Raw genomic sequence first — 21300 nt, forward strand, 5'->3', positions numbered from 1 at the left:
GGGTACGCGGAGAAGAAGGGAAAGGATGCAGCAGGATGCGCGCGCTGCGCCGCGCGGGCGGCCTCCGCCCTGGCGGGCGGAGGCCGGCGGTTCAGGCGTCGCTGCGTTTGGCGCCGACTTCCAGGCCGGACTTGAGGCTGGCCTCGACGAATTCGTCCAGGTCGCCGTCGAGCACCTTCTGCGTGTCGGTGCGTTCGATGCCGGTGCGCAGGTCCTTGATCCGGCTCTGGTCGAGCACGTAGTTGCGGATCTGGCTGCCCCAGCCGATGTCCGACTTGGTCGCCTCGACCGCGTCGCGCTCGGCGTTGCGCTTCTGGATCTCCAGCTCGTACAGCTTGGCGGCGAGCATCTTCATCGCGTTGTCGCGGTTCTGGTGCTGGCTGCGCCCGGTCTGGCAGGCGACCACGATGCCGGTCGGCACGTGGGTGATGCGCACCGCCGACTCGGTCTTGTTGACGTGCTGGCCGCCGGCGCCGGAAGAACGGTAGACGTCGGTCTTCAGGTCGGCCGGGTTGATGTCGATGTCGATGTTGTCGTCCACTTCCGGCGACACGAACACCGAGGTGAAGCTGGTGTGGCGGCGGTTGTCCGAATCGAACGGCGACTTGCGCACCAGCCGGTGCACGCCGGTCTCGGTCTTCAGCCAGCCGTAGGCGAAATCGCCTTCCACGCGCAGCGTGGCCGACTTGATCCCGGCCACTTCGCCGCCGGAGACTTCCATCAACTCGGTCTTCCAGCCGCGCGACTCGCACCAGCGCAGGTACATGCGCAGCAGGATCTCGGCCCAGTCCTGCGCCTCGGTGCCGCCTGCGCCGGCCTGGATGTCGACGAAGGCGTTGCTGGCGTCCATCTGCCCGGAGAACATGCGCTGGAATTCCAGCTTCTCCACGTGCGCCTGGAAGCGCTCGACATCGGCGACCACCGCCAGCGCGGTGTCCTCGTCGTCCTCGCTCTCGGCCAGCTCCAGGAACTCCAGCGCCTCGTTCAGCCCGTCGAGCACGCTGGCGATGCCGCCGACGGTCTTCTCCAGGTTGGCGCGTTCGCGGCCCAGGCCCTGGGCGCGCTCGGGGTCGTTCCAGACATCGGGGCTTTCCAGCTCCCGGGTCACTTCCTCCAGGCGTTCCTTCTTGACGTCGTAGTCAAAGAAACCCCCGGAGCGACAGCACCCGATCGGACAGATCGGCGATGCGGTGGCGGATGGGATTGAGTTCGATCATGGTCGGTATTCCGGCAAACAAGAGCGCGATTCTAGCAATTCCGGCCGCCGCGCCACAGCGCGCGGCGGCGGCCCGCCCGGGCCGGGCACCGTGCCGATCATTCGGCGAGCGTCGCCTCGCCCTCCCCGGCCGCCGCGCGCAGGGCGGCGCGGTAGCGGCGGCTGCACGGCACATGGCTGCCGTCGCGCAGGTGCACGCGCGCCTCGCCGGTCTCCAGCGGTTCGATCGACACCACGCAGCCCAGGTTGACGATGTAGCTGCGGTGGATGCGCACGAACCGCGCCGGGTCCAGCCTGGCCTCGATCGCGGCCATGGTGCTGCGCAGCGGGTAGTCGTGGCCGCGCACGCGCAGGTTGACGTAGTTGCCCGAGGCCTGCAGCCATTCGATATCGGCGGCGGCGACCAGGAAATCGCGGCCGAGCTTGCGCACCAGGAAGCGCTCCGGGCGCTCCAGCGACTCCACCGGCGGGCCTTCGTCGGGCGCGCCGAGCAAGGCCGCCTCGCCCTGCCAGCGGCGCAGCAGGAAGCGGTACATCTCCACGCACAGCAGCATCGAGGCCAGGCTGCGCACGTCTTTCAGGTACTCGTAGGCCAGCCCCTGCGGCCACGGGCCGAAGTCGTAGTGCAGGCCCTGCAGGCGGTACACCGCGCTGCGGATCGCGACCATGCCCAGCACGTGCAGCACCGACAACGCGACGCTGCCCAGCGCATAGGCCGGCAGCCGGCGCCGCCAGTTGTCCCAATGCAGCGGATAGCGCCGGGTCAGCAGCACCAGGATCGGCACGATCAGCAGGAACATCAGGCCGCTGGACCATTCCCACAACGCCGGCTCCCAGGCGGCGAAATGCAGCCCGTTGCGGCGGATGTCGATCAGCACGGTGATGCTGTTGGCGATGCCGTTGACCAGGGTGAGCGCGACCCAGAAGCCGATCTCGAAACCGCGCCGCCACGGCAGGAAACGGGAATAGACGCTGGGGCTTGGCGATTCGGACATGGCGCGCATGGTAGCGCGCCGGCCATTGCGCAATGGCCGTCGCGGCGATGCGGCGGCGCGCTCAGCGCACCTCGAACTCGCCGACCAGGATCGTCTCCTTCCTGTCCTTCAGCCGCAGCGTCACCTGCTGGTCGCGCTGCGTGGCGCCGCCCCAGCCGGTGCTCAGCTGCAGGTGCAAGGTGGTGGCGCCGGTGACCAGCGGCTGGCGGTCGCCGAAGAAGTTCGCCTCCACCTTGTACGTGCCCGGCTTGGCCCGGCGCAGCGAGAACTCCTCCGGCCCGTAGCCGCCGGTGAAATCCTGCGACAGCTGCCCGCCCTGGTAGGTGGCGCGGTGCGCGTAGTAGCAGCGCTCGCCGTTGGGATCGGTCACCCACAGGTCCATGTCGCTGTTGTCGCTGTCCCAGTTCAGCACCACGCGCAGGTCCAGCGGCAGGTTGCGCAGCAGGCGCGGGTCGACGAAACCGGTCTGCAGCGGGCGCGGGGCCTGCGCCACGATCGCGTTCAACTCGTTCAAGGCGATCAGCGCCACGCCGTCGAAGCGGGTGTCCCAGTCGCGCGCGACGACCTGGTACAGCTGTTCGATCGCCGCCTGCCGGTCGCCGCGTGCGGCATAGGCCAGGCCCAGGTCGCGGAAGCTCTGCGGCTCCTCTTCGCCCAGCCGCAGCACCTGCTCGAACACCGGCACTGCCAGGTCGGCGCGGCCGGCCTGCAGCAGCCGGTAGCCGAGCACGCGCAGCACGTGGCGGTTCTCCAGCTGCAGCTCGGCCAGGTTCGACAGCACGCGCAGCGCCAGCTCGCGCTGGCCGCGTTCGAACAGCACGTCGGCCACGTCGAGGTAGAACGCCACGCTGTCGGCATGCGCGGCGCGCTCGCTCAGGTACAGCGGATAGACCTCGTCCGCCGCCGCGGCACGCAGGCGCCGGGCATAGGGCGAATCCGGCCGCCAGGGCTGCAGGGCCAGCGAGATCGTGGTGGCCGCAGGCGCGCTGGCACGCGCATCGGCGTTCCTCGCATAGCCATCCGATGCCGCAACCGCGCCGCTGACGGCCACTGCATCCAGCGCAGCAGACTCTGCCGCTGGCATCGGCGCGGCGGGTGCCGGCGGCGCCATGGCCATCATCGGCGCAGGCCGCGAAACGCCGTCCCGCCGCTGCCGGCTGGAATCGCGCCCCTCGCCTTGCGGCTTGGCCGGCGGCGGCGCGTTCTTCGGGAACGTGCGCTGCCACCAGGCGATGCGCTGCGCGAAATCCTCGGCGACGCGGTCGATGCGCTGCCTGCGCTGCTCGCCCTGCTCCTGCTGGCGCTGCGCCTGCGCGCGCGCGACCGCCTCGCGCAGCGCCGGCGGCGGCGCGATGGCGTAGCGCACGTAATCGTCGACGTTTTCCAGCACCAGCAACGAGGTATCGGCGCTGACCAGGCCGAAGCGGCTGGCCAGCTGCTGGCGGCGCTCGGCATCGCCGAGCGGATCGGCCGCCAGGCTGCGCAACATGGCCCGCGCCCAGGCGCCGGGCACCAGGTCGCCGGGCACCTCGCTGGCGCCGCGCAACGGAAGACTCAGGCGGCGCGTGCTGGCGGCGGTGGCGATTTCCAGTTGCAGCATCGCATCGGCCGCGAGCAGGCGCCCGGCGATGCGCAGATAGCCGTCGTCGGCGTAGCGCGAATCGGCGACCAGATCGGCCACGCCCTCGCCCTGCAGCGCCACCAGTTCGCCGCCGCGCTGCAGCAGCCGTTCGCTGGCCTGCTGCACGCCCTGCATGCCATGCACCTCGATCAAGCGGCCGCCACGCGCTTCCGCCGACGCCGCCAGGCGCGCGGCATCGGCGTGGGCGCCGGCCGAATCGATCGCGTACAGGCGCTGGCCCGGCGCCAGCGCCGGCAAGGCCTGCGCGCCGTAGTTGCCCAGGCCATCGCTGAACAACAGATACTCCTGCACCTGCGCCGCCGGCCGCCAATCGCCCAGCGCGCTGGCGCCGTCGGGCTGCAGGCCCCGCAGCGTGGCCTGCAAGGCGCTCCAGTCGCCATCGCGCACCTGGAACCGGCGCGGCGCCTCGGCGCGGTCGCGCAGCACGATCAGGTCCACCTGGGCGTTGCCGAGCGCGGCGAAATAGCGCTGCAGCAGCGCCAGTTCCGCGGGAATATCGCGCTGCCGCGCCGAACCGGACGCGTCCCACAGCAGGCCGATGCGCTGCGGCAGCGGGCGTGCGCCGTGCAGGTCGGCGATCGGCACCAGCGCCTGGAAATAGCGCTGGCCGTCGTGGCGGCCGATCGCGACGCGCGGATCGTTGGTCGTGCGCAACGACAGCGCCAGTTCCTTCGGCAGTTGCGACGGGGTACCCGACCAGTCCGCCGCATAGCCGCCAGGCGTCGGCAGCAGGCGCAGGCCTGCAGGCAACGCCGCGGCCTCGATCGGCGCCGCCTGCGTGCTCAGCTGCAGGCGCAGCGCCTGGGCGCTGGCCGCATAGCCCAGCGGCAGGCGCCACTGCCAGCCCGCCGCGCTGCGCGGCAGCGATTCGCGATAGACCAGGCGCACGCGGCGGCTGCCGTGCGCGGGAATCGGGTACAGGCGCAACTGGAACTGGTTGCCGGCGGTCTGCTCGACCAGGCCCGGGTCCACCCCGCGCCGCTCGATCGCCTCGAACACCTGGCGCCCGCGCGCCTTCGGCACCGGCACCGCATCGCGCATCTGTCCGTCGATATCCAGCGCGAAACCGCTGATCTGCTGCCCGTCGCGCAGCGGGAATGCCAGCTGCCCCTCCAGCACCCGCGCATTGGGGTTGAAGAACAGCAGCTCCACCGTGGTCTCGGCCAGGCCGGCCGCGGCATGCGCGCTCACCGTCGCCGAGCGCAGTTCGACCGGGCGTTCGCCCTGGTCGGTCTGCAGCAGCGGCGCGAGGAGCTGCCGCTGCGGCGCGGATTGCGCCCAGGCCGGCACGGCGGCGGCCAACGATAACGACAACAACAGCAAGCACAGGCCTTTGCGCGCGATGGACGGCATGGATCACTCCTCGATGGGACGGTACAGCTTGAACGCGCGGTACCGCGTTGCGGGGTTAGCGCGCGGCTGTTTTCCCTTCTCCCCTTGGGACCATGGCTCCCTTTTGGGGGGAAGGTGCTCCGAAGGGCGGATGAGGGTACGGGCGCACGCCTCCTGCATCCGAACTCAGCGAGTCGCTTTCGCGCCGTACCCTCACCCCAACCCCTCTCCCGGAGGGAGAGGGCCATGTGCGCATGGCTGTTCCCTTCTCCCCTCGGGACCATGGCCCCCTTTTTGGGGGGAAGGTGCTCCGAAGGGGAGGATGAGGGTCCGGGCGCAAGCCTCCTGCACCCGAACTCCGCGAGACGCTTCAAGCGACACCCTCACCCCAACCCCTCTCTCCCGAGGGAAGAGGGGCTAAGCCAGGCTCTGGCAGTGCTCCACCACCAGTTGCACCGCCTCGCCGCCGCGGTAGTCGTCGGCGACCAGGCGGTAGGCGATGTGCACGCGGCGGCCGGGTTCGCTGCCGTGCCAGCCGTTGAAGTGGATCGCGTTCAACGCGTCGCCGCGGCCGGCGCAACGCAGGCTCAGCTTGAGGTGGCGCTCCTTCAGCACGCGCCACTGCAGCACCTCGAACTCGCCGTCGAACAGCGGTTCGGGGAAGCCCTGCCCCCATGGCCCGGCCAGGCGCAGCGCCTCGGCATGGCGGTGGTCCAGCTCGTGCGGATCCAGCGCGCCGTCGCTGAGCAGTTCGGCCTGCAGCAATTCCGCGTCCAGGCTGGCCAGCGCATGTTCGCGGAACAGTTGCTCGAACTCGGCCAGGGCGTCCTGGCGCAGGCTCAGCCCCGCCGCCATCGCATGGCCGCCGAACTTGTCCATCAGCCCGGGCCGGCGCGCCTCCACCGCCGCCATCGCGTCGCGGATATGGAAGCCGGGAATCGAGCGTGCCGAACCGCGCAACTGCGCGCTGCCGGGCTCGGCCGGGGCGAAGGCGATCACCGGGCGATGCAGCCGGTCCTTCAGCTTCGAGGCGACCAGGCCGATCACGCCCGGATGCCAGTCGGCATCGAACAGGCACACCGCCACCGGCGGCGCGTCCGGCGCGGCCAGCAAGGCCCGCGCCACGGTGGCCTCGGCCTCGTCGGTCATCTGCTGCTGCACGGCGCGGCGCTCGCCGTTGATCTGTTCCAGCGTGGCGGCGATCTCGCGCGCCTGCCGCGGGTCTTCGCACAGCAGCAGCTCGATGCCCAGCGCCATGTCCTCCAGGCGCCCGGCGGCGTTGAGCCGCGGCGCCAGCGCGAAGCCGATGTCGCCGGCGCTGAGCCGGGCCGGGTCGCGGCCGCTGGCCTCGATCAAGGCGCGCAGGCCGACGCAGCCGTCGCCGCGCTGCAGGCGGCGCAGCCCGGCCGCCACCAGCGCGCGGTTGTTGGCGTCCAGCGGCACCAGGTCGGCGACGGTGCCGACCGCGACCAGGTCCAGCAGCACCGTCAGGTCCGGCGCCTGCGCCGCGAACGCGCCGCGCTCGCGCAGGTGCCGGCGCAGCGCCAGCAGCACATAGAAGATCACCCCGACGCCGGCCAGCATCTTGCTCGGGAACGCGTCGCCGGCCAGGTTCGGATCGACGATCGCATCGGCCGGCGGCAGCACGCTGCCCGGCAGGTGGTGGTCGGTGACCAGCACCTGCCAGCCCAGCGCCTTGGCCGCGGCCACGCCGGCATGGCAGGCGATGCCGTGGTCGACGGTGACCAGCAGGTCCGGTTGCAGCGGCGCCAGTTCGGCGACCAGCGCCGGCGACAGGCCGTAGCCGTGCACCATGCGGTTGGGCACCGCGTGCAGCACTTGCGCGGCGCCGAGCAGGCGCAGCCCGCGCACCGCGACCGCGCAGGCGGTGGCGCCGTCGCAGTCGAAATCGCCGACCACCAGGATGCGCTTGCCGGCGCCGATCGCCGCGGCCAGCAAGGCGACCGCCGCGTCGATGCCGCTGAGCGCATCCGGCGGCAGCAGCTGCGCCAGTTTCGGCTGCGCCAGGCCGGGGTCGTGGGCGCCGCGCGCGGTGTAGATGCGGCGCAGCAGCGGCAGCATGCTGTCCGTCCACGGCCCGCCCTCGGCGGCCGGCCGCCGGGTGATGCGCAGCGCCGGGCTCATGCGTCCAGGCGCGCCAGCGGCCGCCGCCAGAACCGCCAGCGCTGGTCGCGCTGGATCCGGAAGCGCACGCCGTCCTCGAAATCCAGCAACAGCTGCTGCAGCTCGCCGCGCTGCAGCGCTTCCAGCAGCGGCTGCATCACCTCGCCGACGAACTGCTCGGGCGCGCGCAGCTGGCGCAGGTCGACCAGCGCGTCGACGCGCGGCGCCTGTTCGGCGTCGATCCCGGCCGCCTGCACCAGCGCGCGCAGCAGCGGCTCGCGGCTGCGCACCTGCGCATGCGCGGTGGTGACCGTGGCCGGCAGCGCGCCGCCGCCCCAGAACCACAGCGAGTTGATCGCCGGCTGCCCACGGGCGACGCGCTCGCGGTTCCACGGATGCTGGTGCAGCACCACCTGGGTCTCGGTCAGCAGCGCCCGCCAGCGGCGCGCGCCCTCGCCCTGCGGCAGGTGGTCGAACAGGTCGGCGCCGAGCACCTGCGCCGGTGCGGCGAACTCGGGCAGCGCGCTGCCCGGGTCCAGGCGCAGATACCAGCGGGTGGGTTCGGCGGCGTCCAGCGCCAGGCCGGCCTCGGCGAACACCTCCTGCAGCGACGGCAGCAGCGCGGCCAGGTCGATGGCGTCGATCGCGAGCATGTCGCCATGCGCCATCAGCCGCGCGCCCTGCATGTCCGGCACCACGTAGGCCGGATCGGCGCGCAGCCACACGCCGTCGCCGGCATCGCCGGCATCCAGCTGCCGGGTCAGCGCCGCCACCGGCAACGGCCCGGGCGGCAACGCGAAATGGCGACGCAACTGCGCGTCGGCTCCGGGCTCCAGGCGCTCGCGCTCGGCGCGGCCGAACGCGCGCGCCACCTCGCCGGTCAGGGGCGCACCGGCCAGGCGCGCCCGCTCCGGCAACAGCAGGGTGGCGACCGCCACGGCGTCAGCCGACGTATTCGACGCTGACGATCTCGTACTCGCGACGGCCGGCCGGGGCGTCGATGCTGACGCTGTCGCCTTCCAGCTTGCCGATCAGCGCGCGCGCCAGCGGCGAGGAGATCGCGATCAGCCCCAGCTTGATGTCCGCTTCCAGGTCGCCGACCAGCTGGTAGCGCTTCTCTTCGTCGGTCTCGACGTCGGCCAGGGTCACGGTCGCGCCGAACACCACCTTGCTGCCGACCGCCAGCTTGCTGACGTCGATGACCTCGGCGTGCGACAGCTCGCTCTCCAGCTGCTTGATGCGGCCTTCGATGAAGCCCTGCTGCTCGCGCGCGGCGTGGTACTCGGCGTTTTCCTTGAGGTCGCCGTGCGCGCGCGCCTCGGCGATCGCGGCGATGACTTCCGGGCGCTTGACCGACTTCAGCTGGTCCAGTTCCTCGCGCAAACGCTGCGCGCCTTGCATGGTGATCGGGGCTCTCACGCTTCCAGCTCCTTGTGCAGTTCCTGCAGCGCCCAGACCGGGCCGGTGCCGCGGAATTCCAATGAATGCACCAGCGCACGCGCGCCGGCGACGGTGGTCGAATAGGTGACGCGCTGTTGCAGGGCTTCGCGCCGGATCGAGAACGAGTCGGAGATCGCCGCACGGCCCTCGGTGGTGTTGACGATATACACGATTTCGCCGTTCTTGATCAGATCGACGATGTGCGGGCGGCCCTCGGCCACCTTGTTGATCTGGTCGCACTGCAGGCCGTGCTGGCGCAGCCATGCGCAGGTGCCGCTGGTCGCGACCAGGGTGTAGCCGCGCTCGACCAGCGCCTGCGCCACCGGCAGCACGCGCTGCTTGTCCGGGTCGCGCACCGACAGGAACGCCTTGCCCAGCGGCGGCGCCTTGATCCCGCCGGCTTCCTGCGCGCGCGCGAAGGCGGCGCCGAAGCTGCGGCCCACGCCCATCACCTCGCCGGTGGAGCGCATCTCCGGGCCGAGGATCGGGTCCACGCCCTGGAACTTGGCGAACGGGAAGATCGCTTCCTTCACCGAGTAGTAGTCGGGCACGATCTCCTTCAGCGCGCCCTGCTCGGCCAGGGTCTTGCCGGCCATGCAGCGCGCGGCGATCTTGGCCAGCGCCATGCCGGTGGCCTTGGACACGAACGGCACCGTGCGCGAGGCGCGCGGGTTCACTTCCAGCAGGAACACGATGTCGTCGCCGGCCTCGTCCACCTGCACCGCGAACTGGGTGTTCATCAGCCCGACCACGTTCAGGCCCTTGGCCAGCATCACCACCTGGCGGCGCAGCTCGGCCTGGGTCTTGGCCGACAGCGAGTACGGCGGCAGCGAGCACGAGGAATCGCCCGAATGCACGCCGGCTTCCTCGATGTGCTCCATCACCCCGCCGATCAGCACCTGGCCGTCCTTGTCGGCGATGATGTCCACGTCCACTTCCACCGCGTTGTCGAGGAAGCGGTCCAGCAGCACCGGCGAATCGTTGGAGACCTTGACCGCGTCGCGCACGTAGCGCGCCAGGTCCGATTCGCCGTAGACGATCTCCATCGCGCGGCCGCCGAGCACGTAGCTCGGGCGCACCACCAGCGGGTAGCCGATCTCGCGCGCCAGCACCAGCGCTTCGTCGGCGTTGCGCGCGATGCGGTTCGGCGGCTGCTTCAGGCCCAGCTTGTCGACCAGCTGCTGGAAGCGCTCGCGGTCCTCGGCCAGGTCGATCGAGTCCGGGCTGGTGCCGATCACCGGCACGCCGTTGGCTTCCAGCGCCCGCGCCAGCTTCAGCGGGGTCTGCCCGCCGTACTGCACGATCACGCCCTTGGGCTGCTCCAGCTCGACGATCTCCAGCACGTCTTCCAGGGTCAGCGGCTCGAAGTACAGGCGGTCGGAGGTGTCGTAGTCGGTGGACACGGTCTCCGGGTTGCAGTTGACCATGATGGTTTCGTAGCCATCCTCGCGCAGCGCCAGCGCCGCGTGCACGCAGCAGTAGTCGAACTCGATGCCCTGGCCGATGCGGTTGGGGCCGCCGCCGAGGATCATGATCTTGTCGCGGTCGCTGGGCTTGGCCTCGCACTCGTCCTCGTAGGTCGAATACAGGTAGGCGGTATCGGTGGCGAATTCGGCCGCGCACGAGTCCACCCGCTTGTACACCGGGCGCACCTTGTGTGCGCGGCGCAGCGCGCGGATCGCGGCCTCGTTGGTGCCGGCCAGCTCGGCCAGGCGCGCATCGGAGAAGCCGGCGCGCTTGAGCGTGCGCAGGCGCGCGGCGTCCAGCGACCCCAGGCCGTCGGCGGCCAGCTGCTTCTCCTGCGCGATCAGGTCCTCGATCTGGTCCAGGAACCACGGATCGATGAACGACAGCGCATGCACCTGCTCCACGCTCATGCCGGCGCGGAACGCATCGGCGACGTAGAACAGCCGCTCCGGGCCGGGCGCCTTCAACTCGCGCTTGAGCGCGGCCATGTCGTCCTCGCTGCCCAGGTCCAGCCCGGTCGGGTCGAGCCCGATCTTGCCGGTCTCCAGGCCGCGCAGCGCCTTCTGCAGCGATTCGGAGAAGGTGCGGCCCATCGCCATCACCTCGCCCACCGACTTCATCTGCGTGGTCAGGCGCGCATCGGCCTGCGGGAACTTCTCGAACGCGAAGCGCGGGATCTTGGTGACCACGTAGTCGATCGACGGCTCGAACGAGGCCGGGGTCAGGCCGCCGGTGATCTCGTTCTTCAGTTCGTCCAGGGTGTAGCCGACCGCCAGCTTGGCGGCGACCTTGGCGATCGGGAAACCGGTGGCCTTGGAGGCCAGCGCCGAGGACCGCGACACGCGCGGGTTCATCTCGATGACGACGACGCGGCCGGTCTGCGCGTTGATGCCGAACTGCACGTTTGAGCCGCCGGTGTCCACACCGATCTTGCGCAGCACCGCGATCGAGGCGTCGCGCAGGCGCTGGTATTCCTTGTCGGTCAGGGTCTGCGCCGGGGCCACGGTGATCGAGTCGCCGGTGTGCACGCCCATCGGGTCCAGGTTCTCGATCGAGCAGACGATGATGCAGTTGTCCGCGGTGTCGCGGACCACTTCCATCTCGAATTCCTTCCAGCCCAGCACCGATTCCTCGACCAGCACTTCGCTGGTCGGCGACAGTTCCAGGCCGCGGGTCACGATCTCGATCAGTTCCTCGCGGTTGTAGGCGATGCCGCCGCCGCTGCCGCCGAGGGTGAAGCTGGGGCGGATGATGGTCGGATAGCCGACCCGGGTCTGGATCTCCAGCGCTTCCTCGAGGGTGTGCGCCACCGCCGCCTTCGGGCATTCCAGGCCGATCTCGCCCATCGCCACGCGGAACAGCTCGCGGTCCTCGGCCATCATGATCGCTTCGCGCTTGGCGCCGATCAGCTCGACGCCGTACTTCTCCAGCACGCCGTGGTCGGCCAGGTCCAGCGCGCAGTTCAGCGCGGTCTGCCCGCCCATGGTCGGCAGCAGCGCGTCGGGCTTTTCCTTGGCGATGATCTTCTCGACCGTCTGCCAGTTGATCGGCTCGATGTACACGGCGTCGGCCATGTTCGGGTCGGTCATGATCGTGGCCGGGTTGCTGTTGACCAGCACCACGCGGTAGCCCTCGTCGCGCAGCGCCTTGCACGCCTGCGCGCCGGAGTAGTCGAACTCGCAGGCCTGGCCGATGACGATCGGACCGGCGCCGATGATGAGGATGGTTTTTAGATCGGTGCGCTTGGGCATGTCAGCTCCGGGACTCGGGACTTGGGACTCGGGACTCGGATTCGAGCTTCTGCAGCAAGCTGCGATGCAGCTTGTACAGCATGCGGCCGACCCGGTCACACGTCGATAAGGCTTCTTCGATTGCTGCTGCGTCGCCCAGGAAAAGTTCCAGCGCCAACAGCAATTGCGTTTGCAATTCGGCGCAGGACCCCTGCGCCACGGAAACGAATCTTGCGTAGTCGCGCGCGCCGTGGCGCGCGTTGCCTTCGGCAATATTCGAAGGAATGGATACGGCGGAACGTTGCAGTTGTGACGTCAACCCATAACGCTCTTCCCGCGGAAAATCCGCGGTTATTTCGTAAACCTGCTTGGCTAACGCCATCGCCAACTGCCAAACATCGAGTTCTCGAAAATGCGAGGGACTCACTGCACCGAACTCGAGTCCCGAGTCCCGAGTCCCGAGTCCCGCATCAGCGCGGTGAAGCGATCGAACAGCGGCGCCACGTCGCGCGGACCCGGCGAGGCCTCCGGGTGGCCCTGGAAGCTGAAGGCCGGCGCGTCGGTCAGCTCGATGCCCTGGTTGGTGCCGTCGAACAGCGAGCGGTGGGTCACCCGCACGTTGGCCGGCAGCGACGCTTCGTCGACCGCGAAGCCGTGGTTCTGCGAGGTGATCATCACCCGGCCGCTGTCCAGGTCCTGCACCGGATGGTTGGCGCCGTGGTGGCCGTGGCCCATCTTCAGGGTCTGCGCGCCGGCGGCCAGCGCCAGCAGCTGGTGGCCCAGGCAGATGCCGAAGGTCGGGATCCTGCTGGCCACGATCTGCTTGATCGCGGCGATCGCGTAGTCGCACGGCGCCGGATCGCCCGGGCCGTTGGACAGGAACACGCCGTCCGGATTCATTGCGAGCACCTCGGCGGCGGGCGTCTGCGCCGGCACCACGGTGACCTCGCAGCCGCGCTCGGCGAGCATGCGCAGGATGTTGAGCTTCACCCCGTAGTCGTAGGCGACGACCTTGTACTTCGGCGCCGCCTGCGCGAACGCGTTGCTGTCCAGGTCGAGCTGGCCGTCGCGCCACGCATAGGCCTTGTCGGTGGACACCACCTTGGCCAGGTCCATGCCCTTGAGCCCGGGGAACGTGCGCGCCGCTTCCAGCGCCGTGTCCACGTTCACTTCGCCGGCCATCAGCGCGCCGTTCTGGGCGCCCTTCTCGCGCAGGATGCGGGTCAGCTTGCGGGTGTCGATGCCGGCGATGGCGACCACGCCGCGCTGGATCAGCCAGTCCGGCAGCGACACCTGGCTGCGCCAGCTGCTGGGGCGGCGCGGCACGTCGCGCACGATCAGGCCGGCCGACCAGACCTGGGCGGCTTCGTCGTCCTGGTCGGTGCAACCGGTGTTGCCGATATGCGGGTAGGTCAGGGTGACCAGCTGGCGGGCGTAGGACGGATCGGTGACGATCTCCTGGTAGCCGGTCATCGCGGTGTTGAACACCACTTCGCCGACGGACAGGCCGGCGGCGCCTACGGATTCGCCCTCGAACACGGTGCCGTCTTCAAGGACAAGGATTGCGGGTTGAGTCACGGGGTTCGCCTTGGGGAGAGAGGAACCCTGCCCCACCAACTTGCGGCTGCAAGAAACCGCGAACTCGGCGCTTCTCCGGGTCCGTGGCGATGGGTAACAGGCGAGCGAGAATTGTACCGACGCGGGCCTGTCCGCGCCAGACGTTTATGTGAAAGCGCCGTTCAGCCGAGCAGGTCGCGCAGCCGGTAGGCCCCGGGCGCGCGGCCCGGCAGGCGTGCGGCGGCATGCAGCGCGCCGCGGGCGAAGATGTCGCGGTTGCTTGCGCGGTGCACCAGTTCCACCCGCTCGCCGAGCCCGGCGAACTGCACCAGGTGCTCGCCGACGATGTCGCCAGCGCGCAGGCTGGCGTAGCGCGGCTGCGCGCCGCCGAGCGCGGCCGCCTCGCCCAGGGTCAGCGCGGTGCCGGACGGCGCGTCCTGCTTGTGCACGTGGTGCGATTCGACGATGTCGCAATCCCAACCCGGCAGCGCCGCGGCGGCGCGCTCCACCAGCTCGTTCAGCACCGCCACGCCGAGGCTGAAGTTCGACGCCCAGATCAGCGGGATGCGCGCGGCCGCGTCGGCCAGCGCCTGCCGCTGCGCCTCGTCCAGGCCGGTGGTGCCGGACACCAGCGCCGCGCCGCGCGCCACGCACAGCGCCAGCACCGGGTCGAAGCCCTGCGGCAGGCTGAAATCGACCGCCACGTCGAACGCCGGCGCCCCGTTCAGCTCGGCCGCGGCGAAGTACGGCACCCCGTCGACCACCCGCTGCGCCGGCGCGCGGCGGACCACCGCGCCGACCACCTGCAAGGCGGGGTCCTGCGCGGCCAGCCGCAACAGCGCCTGGCCCATGCGGCCGGACGCACCATGAATCAACACACGCACGGGGGAAGTCGTCATCGCGCAAGGCTAGCGGTTTGTGGCGGTGGGCGACAGGGGTGGTGGGCCGTGGCACTGATTCGCGACGGAGGCTGTTCGAGCGTTGACGGTAATTCGACGCCTGAAGGTCTGCCGCTGCGCTCGTCGCGACTGAAGTCGCTCCCACAGGGACTTGCGAGCAGCGCGCCGGGTGCGCTGTAGGCGGTGCTTCAGCCCCGACAGCATTCGAAGGCGGAAGGTCCATCGCTGCGCTCGTCGGCTGAAGCCGCTCCTGCAGGGGCTTGCGGCCAGCACGCCGGGTGCACTGTAGGAGGCGCTTCAGCCCCGACAGTATCCGAAGGCGGAAGGTCCAGCGCTCCGTTCGTCGCGACTGAAGCCGCTCCTACAGGGACTTGCGGCCAGCACGACGGGTGCACTGTAGGAGGCTTCAGCCCCGACAATATCCGAAGGCGGAAGGGCCAGCGCTCCGTTCGTCGCGGCTGAAGCCGCTCCTGCAGGGACTTGCGGCCAACTCGCCGGGTGCACTGTGGGAGGGACTTCAGTCCCGACGGCATCCGCCGCCGGAACGTCCGACGCTCATTCGCCGCGGCGATGAGTGGCGCGCCCTACTCGGCCGCCGGTTGCCCCAGCAGGCGCTTGTCCCAGCTCTCGACCTCGCGCTGGGCCAGGCGGCGTTCGAACAGCACGCGCCAGTTCGGCACCAGCGGCAATTCCAGCACCTGCTCCAGCTGCGCCGGGTCCACCTCGCGCCGGTACAGCAGCTGGATCAGGCGGGCCAGCGACCAGGCCGGATACGGCCGCTCCAGCAGGGTCAGGCGGTCGCCGGCGGCGACCTCGCCCGGCTGCAGCACGCGGTAGTACCAGCCGGTGCGGCCGCTTTCCTGCACGCGCCGCGCCAGCGCGGCCACGCCGAAGCGGTCGGACAGTTTCCAGCACGGCTGCCGCGACTGCGAGACCTCGACCAGCGCCGTGCCCAGCCGCAGCCGGTCGCCCAGGCACATATCGGCCTCGGTGGCGCCGTGCGTGCTGAGGTTCTCGCCGAACGCGCCGGGCGCGTCCAGCAAGGCGTGCGCGCCCAGTTCCTGGCGCCAGGCCGCGTAGTGGTCGCGCGGATAGTGGTGCAGCGCCTTGTCCGGGCCGCCATGCACGCGGCGGTCGCCCTGCTCGTCCAGTTCCAGGCCTTCGCTGCCGATCCGCAGCCGCCCGGGCAGCGGCCGCTTGGCGATCGCGCTGCGGCTGCCGGGACGGGTGAATGCCTGCACGCGGCCGACCAGCACCGCGTCCACGCCCAGGTCCAGTGCCGCAGGCGCACTCATGCGCGGCCCCCCACAGGCCGCATCAGGCCGCGGCGCCGCGATGCGCGGCGACCTCGGCCTGCAGCAGCTCGCCGAGGATGCGCACGCCGGTCTCGATGCGCGCTTCCGGCACGGTCACGAACGACAGGCGCAAGGTGTTGCGCTGCGGCTCGACCGCGAAGAACGGCGCGCCCGGCACGAAGGCCACGTTGCGTTCGATCGCCTTGGCCAGCAGCGCGCCGCCGTCCATGCCCGCCGGCAGTTCGACCCAGATGAACATGCCGCCGGCGGGGCGGTTCCAGCGCACCTGCGACGGGAAGTATTTCTCCAGCGCCGCCAGCATCTGCTGGCAGCGGCTCGCATACAGGCTGCGGATACCGGGGATGTGCGCATCCAGGAAGCCGTCCTGCACCGCCTCGTAGACGATGCGCTGGCTGAACGAGGGCGTGTGCAGGTCCGCCGCCTGCTTGGCCTGCACCAGCTTGGCGTGCACCGCTTCGGGCGCGACCACGAAGCCCAGGCGCAGGCCCGGCGCCAGCACCTTGGAGAACGAGCCCATGTAGATGGCGCCGTCCGGATTCATCGACAGCAGGCTCGGCAGCGTGTCGCCGCTGTAGCACAGCTCGCCGTAGGGATCGTCCTCGACGATGGGCACGCCGGCGGCGGCCGCGCGCGCGACCAATGCCTGGCGCCGGTGCAGCGGCAGGCGCCGCCCGGTCGGGTTCTGGAAGTTCGGCAGGCAGTACATGAAACGCGCGCCGGCCAGCTGCGCGTCGTCCAGCGCATCCACCACCAGCCCGTCGTCGTCCGAGCGCATCGCCGCGAACGCCGGCTGGAACAGCGAGAACGCCTGCAGCGCGCCGAGGTAGCTCGGCGTCTCCACCAGCACCTTGCTGCCTTCGTCGATGAACACCTTGCCAAGCAGGTCCAGGCCCTGCTGCGAACCGGTGGTGATCAGCACCTGGCCGGGACGGATGCTGGCGCCGTCGCGGCTCAGCCGCGCCGCCACCCATTCGCGCAACGGCAGGTAGCCTTCGGTGGGGCCGTACTGCAGCGCCGCCTGCGGCGCTTCGCGCAGGACCTTGTCGCAGGCGTACTGCATGCGCGCGACCGGGAACGTGTCCGGCGACGGCAGGCCGCCGGCGAAGGAGATCACCTCCGGGCGTTCGGTGATCTTGAGGATTTCGCGGATCGCCGAACTGGTCAGCGCCTGCGCACGGCGGGAGAACTGGAAGGAGGTCGTCATCGGCATAGGATAAGCGCGGGGGTGCCAGTGCGCATCGGCGACCCCGCCCTGCAGTCCTGCGCCAGCGCCGGGGCGACCGCGCGCGACGCGCGACGCGCTTGTCTGCACGAGCGAAACCCTTGCAGGACGCGCGGCGCCGGGCAACGCGCGGCGCGCATGCCCGGATTGCGGCTACACCAGTTGCTGCAGCGCGGCAGGCGCATACAGGCGCACATCCGACAGCGCCGGAACCTCCACGCCGGCGAACAGCGCCGCGTCCAGTTGCAGGATCGGGCCGTAGGCGATGGCCGTCTGTGCACCGAGGCCGGACAGGCGGCGCAGCACGGTCAAGCGATAGCCCTGCCCCAGGTAGTAACGGGTGCCGCCATCGGCCGGCAACGGCGCTTCGATATCGATGTGGGCGTGCAGCGGCGCGCGGCCGGCGGCGACGGCGCGGAAATCGGCATCGGCCTGGCGCAACGCATCGCGCTGCAGCGGCGCAAGCGCCTGCAGATCCAGGCCCGGGAAGGCGCCGGCCGGCAGCGGCGGATCGTTCATGGCAGCTGGCCCCGCCTCATTGCGTTGCGTGCGCTGCCGCCAGGCTCAATGCCGCCGCGTCGGCGCCGGGCCGCAGCTGTCGCAGCCGCCGCACGCGCCGGCGCCGGCGCTGGCCGCAGGCGCGATCCTGCGGCCCAGCGCCTGCAGCCACGACGCGCGGCCGGGCTTGAGCAGGCGCACGGCGATGGCGCCGCGCAGCTTGCGCGCGGTGCCGGGGAACTGCTTCTTCAGCACCACCCAGGCGCTGAGCAGCACCGCCAGTGCGATCACCAGGTACTGCAGCAGCAGCGAGGCGCTCATCTCAGCCGGCTCCCAGCGCCACCGCGACCTGGTAGGTGACCAGCGAGGCGAAATACGCCAGCGCGAACAGGTACAGCGCGGCGAAGCTCATCTGCTTCCACGAGTTGGTCTCGCGCTTGATCGTGGCCAGCGTGGAAATGCACATCGGCGCGTAGATGTACCAGACCAGCAGCGACAGCGCGGTAGCCAGCGACCAGCCGTCGCTGATCAGCGGCGACAGCGCCTGCGCGGCGGCATCGTCGTCGGCCGCCGACAGCGCGTACACCGTCGCCAGCGACGCCACCGCCACCTCGCGCGCGGCCAGGCCGGGGATCAGCGCGATGCAGATCTGCCAGTTGAAGCCCAGCGGCGCGAACACCGTGGTCATCGCGTGGCCGATGCGGCCGGCGAAGCTGTAGTCGATCGGCGGCAGCGTGGCGTTGGCCGGCGCGGCCGGGAACGACAGCAGGAACCACAGCAGGATGGTCAACGCCAGGATGATGCCGCCGACGCGCTTGAGGAAGATCGCCGCGCGCTCCCACAGGCCCAGCGCCAGGTCGCGCAGGTGCGGCACGCGGTAGGACGGCAGCTCCAGCAGCAGCGGGTGCTCGCCCTTGTCGCGGCGCCACTTCTTCATCGTCCACGACACCGCCAGCGCGCTGGCGATCGCGGCGAAATACAGCCCGAACAGCACCAGCCCCTGCTGGTTGAACACGCCCCAGACCTTCTGCTGCGGGATGAACGCGCCGATCAGCAGCGCGTACACCGGCAGCCGCGCCGAGCAGGTCATCAGCGGCGCCACCAGGATCGTGGCCAGGCGGTCGCGCGGGTCCTGGATGCTGCGCGTGGACATGATCCCGGGCACCGCGCAGGCGAAGCTGGACAGCAGCGGGATGAACGAGCGCCCGGACAGCCCGGCCGCGGCCATCATCTTGTCGAGCAGGAACGCCGCGCGCGGCAGGTAGCCCGATTCCTCCAGCGCCAGGATGAAGGCGAACAGGATCAGGATCTGCGGCAGGAAGATCACCACCCCGCCGAGCCCGGCGATGATGCCGTCGACCAGCAGGCTGTTGAGCGGCCCCTCCGGCAGGGTCGCTCCGACCCAGGCGCCGAGCGCCTTGGTACCGCCGTCGATCAGGTCCATCAGCGGCGCGGCCCAGGCATACACCGCCTGGAAGATCAGGAACATCACCACCGCCAGGGTCAGCAGCCCGGCGACCGGGTGCAGCAGCCAGCGGTCCAGCGCATCGTCGATGCGCGAGGTGCGGGTCGGCATCGACACCGCCGCAGCGAGGATGCGCCGCACCTGCTGGTGGTAGTCGCCCTGCCCCTCGGCCGGCGCCACCGCCGGCGGCAGCGACGGGGCCAGCGCGTCGAGCCGCTCGACCAGCGCCCTGGCGCCGTTGCGGCGCACCGCCACGGTCTCGATCACCGGCACGCCGAGCGCGTCTTCCAGCGCCTGGCGGTCGATCTGGATGCCACGGCGCTGCGCGGCGTCGACCATGTTCAGCGCCACCAGCATCGGCTTGCCCAGCTCGCGCAGCTCCAGCGCGAAGCGCAGGTGCAGGCGCAGGTTGGTGGCATCGACCACGCACACCAGCACGTCCGGCGCCGGCTCGCCCGGATAGAAGCCGCGGCACAGGTCGCGGGTGATCGCCTCGTCCAGGCTGGCCGGCTGCAGGCTGTAGGCGCCGGGCAGGTCGAGCACCGCGAAGTCGCGCCCGGACGGCGCGCGGAAGCGGCCCTCCTTGCGCTCGACGGTGACCCCGGCGTAGTTGGCCACCTTCTGCTTGCTGCCGGTGAGCTGGTTGAACAGCGCGGTCTTGCCGCAGTTCGGGTTGCCGACCAGGGCCAGCCGCAGCGGGACGCGCTCCGCGCTCACGGCCGCGCCCCGGCGGCGACGTCGGCCTCGACGGCGACGCTGACCTGGACCCGCGCCGCCTCGCTGCGGCGCAGCGCGAACCGCGTATAGCCGACCTGCACCAGCAACGGCTCGCCGCCGACCGGACCGCTCGCCAGCACCTGCACCTGCTCGCCGGCGACGAAACCCAGCTCGCGCAGGCGGCGCGCGATGGCGTCGTTGGGCTGGGTGTCGTGCACGGTCTCTACGGTGGCGGTGCTGCGCAACGGCATATCGGACAACGTCACGGAACGTTCCGTCGATAAGAATGGTTATCAATTGTAGCATCGCCGCATCGCATGATGGCGCGGCCGGCGCAGCCCGCTATGATCGCCGTATGGCTGCCGTTATCCCTTCGCAAGAGACCCGCCGATGAGCGATGCACTGCTGCTGGAGCGCTCAGGCAAGGTCCTGACGCTGCGGCTGAACCGACCCGAGGTACGCAACGCGTTCGACGCCGCGCTGATCGCGCAGCTGACCGCGACGCTGCAGCAGATCGGCACCGACCCCAAGGTCAAGGTGGTGGTGCTGGCCGGCGCCGGCGCGGCGTTCTCGGCCGGCGCGGACCTGCAATGGATGCGTTCGATGGCCGCCGCCAGCGAGGCCGAGAACCTGGCCGACGCGCTGGCGCTGGCGCAGCTGATGCGCAGCCTGGACGAATTGCCCAAGCCGACCGTGGCGCGGGTGCATGGCGCGGCCTTCGGCGGCGCGGTCGGGCTCATCGCCTGCTGCGACATCGCGGTGGCCTCCACCGATGCCCGCTTCGGGCTCAGCGAGAGCCGGCTGGGCCTGTTGCCGGCGGTGATCTCGCCGTACGTGATCGCCGCGATCGGCGCGCGCCAGGCGCGGCGCTGGTTCGCCAGCGCCGAGGCGTTCGACGCCGCCACCGCCACCCAGATCGGCCTGGTGCACCAGACCGTGGCGCCGAACGCGCTGGACGCGGCGGTGCAACGCCAGGTGGAACTGCTCGGCCAGGCCGGTCCGCTCGCCGCCGCCGGCGCCAAGGCGCTGGTGCGCCGGGTCGCCGCGGGCGGCGACGGCGCCACCCTGGACCGCGACAACGCCGCGCTGATCGCGCGGCTGCGGGTCTCGGCCGAAGGCCAGGAAGGACTGAGCGCCTTCCTGGACAAGCGCGACCCGGACTGGATGGGATTCTGGTGAGCCCGCTCGACCACATCGGCCTGAGTTGCGCCGACCTGGAGCGCAGCCTCTCCTTCTACCGCGCCGCGCTGGCCGCGCTCGGACTGGACGTGGTGATGGAAGTGAGCGCCGAGCAGACCGGCGACCGCCGCCACGTCGGCTTCGGCCGCGACGGCAAGCCCAGCGTCTGGCTCAGCGACGGCGCCCCCGGCACCGGCGGCGGGCTGCACCTGGCCTTCGTCGCCGCCGAGCGCGCGCAGGTGGACGCGTTCCATCGCGCCGGCCTGGCCGCCGGCGGGCGCGACCATGGCGCGCCCGGCCTGCGGCCCTATTACCACCCCGACTACTACGCGGCCTTCCTGCTGGATCCGGATGGGCACAACATCGAAGCCGTGTGCCACCGCCCGGCGAGCGCCTGAGCGGCGCCTTGCGCCGGCCGCCGCGCGTCGCCCGGGCTGCACTGCGCCGCGCGGCCACGGCGCGCAGCCGTTCACTCCAAGGAATGCACGTGACCACCCACCC

At 70.9% G+C, this 21300-nt stretch carries 18 protein-coding genes; 2 read left to right on the forward strand and 16 right to left on the reverse strand.

What is annotated here, in order from left to right:
- Window positions 1–91 precede the first annotated feature (91 nt).
- From prfB to AB3X10_RS12390, 16 genes are all read right to left on the reverse strand, one after another.
- Window positions 92–1217 (reverse strand): peptide chain release factor 2 gene (prfB, locus tag AB3X10_RS12315; RefSeq protein ID WP_145700079.1). Its coding sequence is split into 2 segments (ribosomal slippage): window positions 92–1141 and window positions 1143–1217, totalling 1125 coding nucleotides; the frame shifts between segments, so codons are not numbered across the junction.
- A gap of 97 nt (window positions 1218–1314) precedes the next feature.
- Window positions 1315–2211: a LytTR family DNA-binding domain-containing protein gene (locus tag AB3X10_RS12320; RefSeq protein WP_369975310.1), complete on the reverse strand. Its 897-nt coding sequence runs from the start codon at window positions 2209–2211 to the stop codon at window positions 1315–1317.
- A gap of 61 nt (window positions 2212–2272) precedes the next feature.
- Window positions 2273–5206 carry a VIT domain-containing protein gene (locus AB3X10_RS12325; protein ID WP_369975311.1) on the reverse strand — a complete coding sequence of 978 codons (2934 nt, stop codon included), beginning with the start codon at window positions 5204–5206 and terminating at the stop codon, window positions 2273–2275.
- A gap of 396 nt (window positions 5207–5602) precedes the next feature.
- Complete coding sequence (gene recJ / locus AB3X10_RS12330; protein WP_369975312.1) at window positions 5603–7330, reverse strand: single-stranded-DNA-specific exonuclease RecJ; 1728 nt, start codon at window positions 7328–7330, stop codon at window positions 5603–5605.
- Window positions 7327–8247, reverse strand: coding sequence for a phosphoglycerate mutase (locus AB3X10_RS12335; RefSeq protein WP_369975313.1), 921 nt, complete (start codon window positions 8245–8247; stop codon window positions 7327–7329). Before AB3X10_RS12335 ends, recJ begins: the two co-directional genes overlap by 4 nt.
- A gap of 4 nt (window positions 8248–8251) precedes the next feature.
- On the reverse strand, window positions 8252–8716 hold the full coding sequence (gene greA, locus AB3X10_RS12340; protein WP_185817409.1) for a transcription elongation factor GreA: 465 nt from the start codon (window positions 8714–8716) through the stop codon (window positions 8252–8254).
- Window positions 8717–8724: 8 nt separating this feature from the next.
- Window positions 8725–11967 carry a carbamoyl-phosphate synthase large subunit gene (gene carB / locus AB3X10_RS12345; RefSeq protein ID WP_369975314.1) on the reverse strand — a complete coding sequence of 1081 codons (3243 nt, stop codon included), beginning with the start codon at window positions 11965–11967 and terminating at the stop codon, window positions 8725–8727.
- A gap of 1 nt (window position 11968) precedes the next feature.
- Window positions 11969–12373: a four helix bundle protein gene (locus AB3X10_RS12350; protein WP_128419732.1), complete on the reverse strand. Its 405-nt coding sequence runs from the start codon at window positions 12371–12373 to the stop codon at window positions 11969–11971.
- Window positions 12370–13524: a glutamine-hydrolyzing carbamoyl-phosphate synthase small subunit gene (gene carA, locus AB3X10_RS12355; protein ID WP_369975315.1), complete on the reverse strand. Its 1155-nt coding sequence runs from the start codon at window positions 13522–13524 to the stop codon at window positions 12370–12372. The genes AB3X10_RS12350 and carA overlap by 4 nt, the downstream gene beginning before the upstream one ends.
- A 161-nt stretch (window positions 13525–13685) precedes the next feature.
- A complete protein-coding gene (dapB, locus tag AB3X10_RS12360) occupies window positions 13686–14402 on the reverse strand; it encodes a 4-hydroxy-tetrahydrodipicolinate reductase (RefSeq protein WP_369975317.1) in 717 nt (238 codons plus the stop codon).
- Window positions 14403–14986: 584 nt separating this feature from the next.
- A complete protein-coding gene (locus AB3X10_RS12365; RefSeq protein ID WP_369975319.1) occupies window positions 14987–15697 on the reverse strand; it encodes an MOSC domain-containing protein in 711 nt (236 codons plus the stop codon).
- A gap of 22 nt (window positions 15698–15719) precedes the next feature.
- On the reverse strand, window positions 15720–16928 hold the full coding sequence (locus AB3X10_RS12370; RefSeq protein ID WP_369975320.1) for a PLP-dependent aminotransferase family protein: 1209 nt from the start codon (window positions 16926–16928) through the stop codon (window positions 15720–15722).
- A 165-nt stretch (window positions 16929–17093) separates the two neighbouring features.
- Window positions 17094–17459, reverse strand: a complete 366-nt coding sequence (locus AB3X10_RS12375; protein ID WP_369975322.1) for a hypothetical protein — start codon at window positions 17457–17459, stop codon at window positions 17094–17096.
- 45 nt (window positions 17460–17504) lie between these two features.
- Window positions 17505–17759, reverse strand: coding sequence for a DUF6587 family protein (locus AB3X10_RS12380; RefSeq protein WP_369975323.1), 255 nt, complete (start codon window positions 17757–17759; stop codon window positions 17505–17507).
- Window position 17760: 1 nt separating this feature from the next.
- Window positions 17761–19620: a ferrous iron transporter B gene (gene feoB / locus AB3X10_RS12385; protein ID WP_369975325.1), complete on the reverse strand. Its 1860-nt coding sequence runs from the start codon at window positions 19618–19620 to the stop codon at window positions 17761–17763.
- A complete protein-coding gene (locus tag AB3X10_RS12390; protein ID WP_369975326.1) occupies window positions 19617–19886 on the reverse strand; it encodes a FeoA family protein in 270 nt (89 codons plus the stop codon). Before AB3X10_RS12390 ends, feoB begins: the two co-directional genes overlap by 4 nt.
- Before the next feature lie 124 nt (window positions 19887–20010).
- On the opposite strand from AB3X10_RS12390, the gene AB3X10_RS12395 reads away from it, so the two are divergent.
- Window positions 20011–20799, forward strand: a complete 789-nt coding sequence (locus AB3X10_RS12395) for an enoyl-CoA hydratase-related protein (RefSeq protein WP_369975328.1) — start codon at window positions 20011–20013, stop codon at window positions 20797–20799.
- Window positions 20796–21197 (forward strand): VOC family protein, encoded by a 402-nt coding sequence (locus AB3X10_RS12400; protein WP_369975329.1) that lies wholly within the window; start codon window positions 20796–20798, stop codon window positions 21195–21197. The genes AB3X10_RS12395 and AB3X10_RS12400 overlap by 4 nt, the downstream gene beginning before the upstream one ends.
- Window positions 21198–21300: the final 103 nt, after the last annotated feature.

The organism is Xanthomonas sp. DAR 80977 (assembly GCF_041240605.1).
GTDB classification, from domain to species: Bacteria; Pseudomonadota; Gammaproteobacteria; order Xanthomonadales; family Xanthomonadaceae; genus Xanthomonas_A; species Xanthomonas_A bundabergensis.

What these genes read in the sequence shown, in the direction of transcription:
- AB3X10_RS12320 (WP_369975310.1), bottom strand. Translation starts at nt 2,211, where the DNA reads ATGTCCGAATCGCCAAGCCCCAGCGTCTATTCCCGTTTCCTGCCGTGG.
- AB3X10_RS12375 (WP_369975322.1), bottom strand. Translation starts at nt 17,459, where the DNA reads ATGAACGATCCGCCGCTGCCGGCCGGCGCCTTCCCGGGCCTGGATCTG.
- AB3X10_RS12380 (WP_369975323.1), bottom strand. Translation starts at nt 17,759, where the DNA reads ATGAGCGCCTCGCTGCTGCTGCAGTACCTGGTGATCGCACTGGCGGTG.
- recJ (WP_369975312.1), bottom strand. Translation starts at nt 7,330, where the DNA reads ATGAGCCCGGCGCTGCGCATCACCCGGCGGCCGGCCGCCGAGGGCGGG.
- carB (WP_369975314.1), bottom strand. Translation starts at nt 11,967, where the DNA reads ATGCCCAAGCGCACCGATCTAAAAACCATCCTCATCATCGGCGCCGGT.
- AB3X10_RS12395 (WP_369975328.1), top strand. Translation starts at nt 20,011, where the DNA reads ATGAGCGATGCACTGCTGCTGGAGCGCTCAGGCAAGGTCCTGACGCTG.
- AB3X10_RS12365 (WP_369975319.1), bottom strand. Translation starts at nt 15,697, where the DNA reads ATGAGTGCGCCTGCGGCACTGGACCTGGGCGTGGACGCGGTGCTGGTC.
- AB3X10_RS12370 (WP_369975320.1), bottom strand. Translation starts at nt 16,928, where the DNA reads ATGCCGATGACGACCTCCTTCCAGTTCTCCCGCCGTGCGCAGGCGCTG.
- dapB (WP_369975317.1), bottom strand. Translation starts at nt 14,402, where the DNA reads ATGACGACTTCCCCCGTGCGTGTGTTGATTCATGGTGCGTCCGGCCGC.
- AB3X10_RS12325 (WP_369975311.1), bottom strand. Translation starts at nt 5,206, where the DNA reads ATGCCGTCCATCGCGCGCAAAGGCCTGTGCTTGCTGTTGTTGTCGTTA.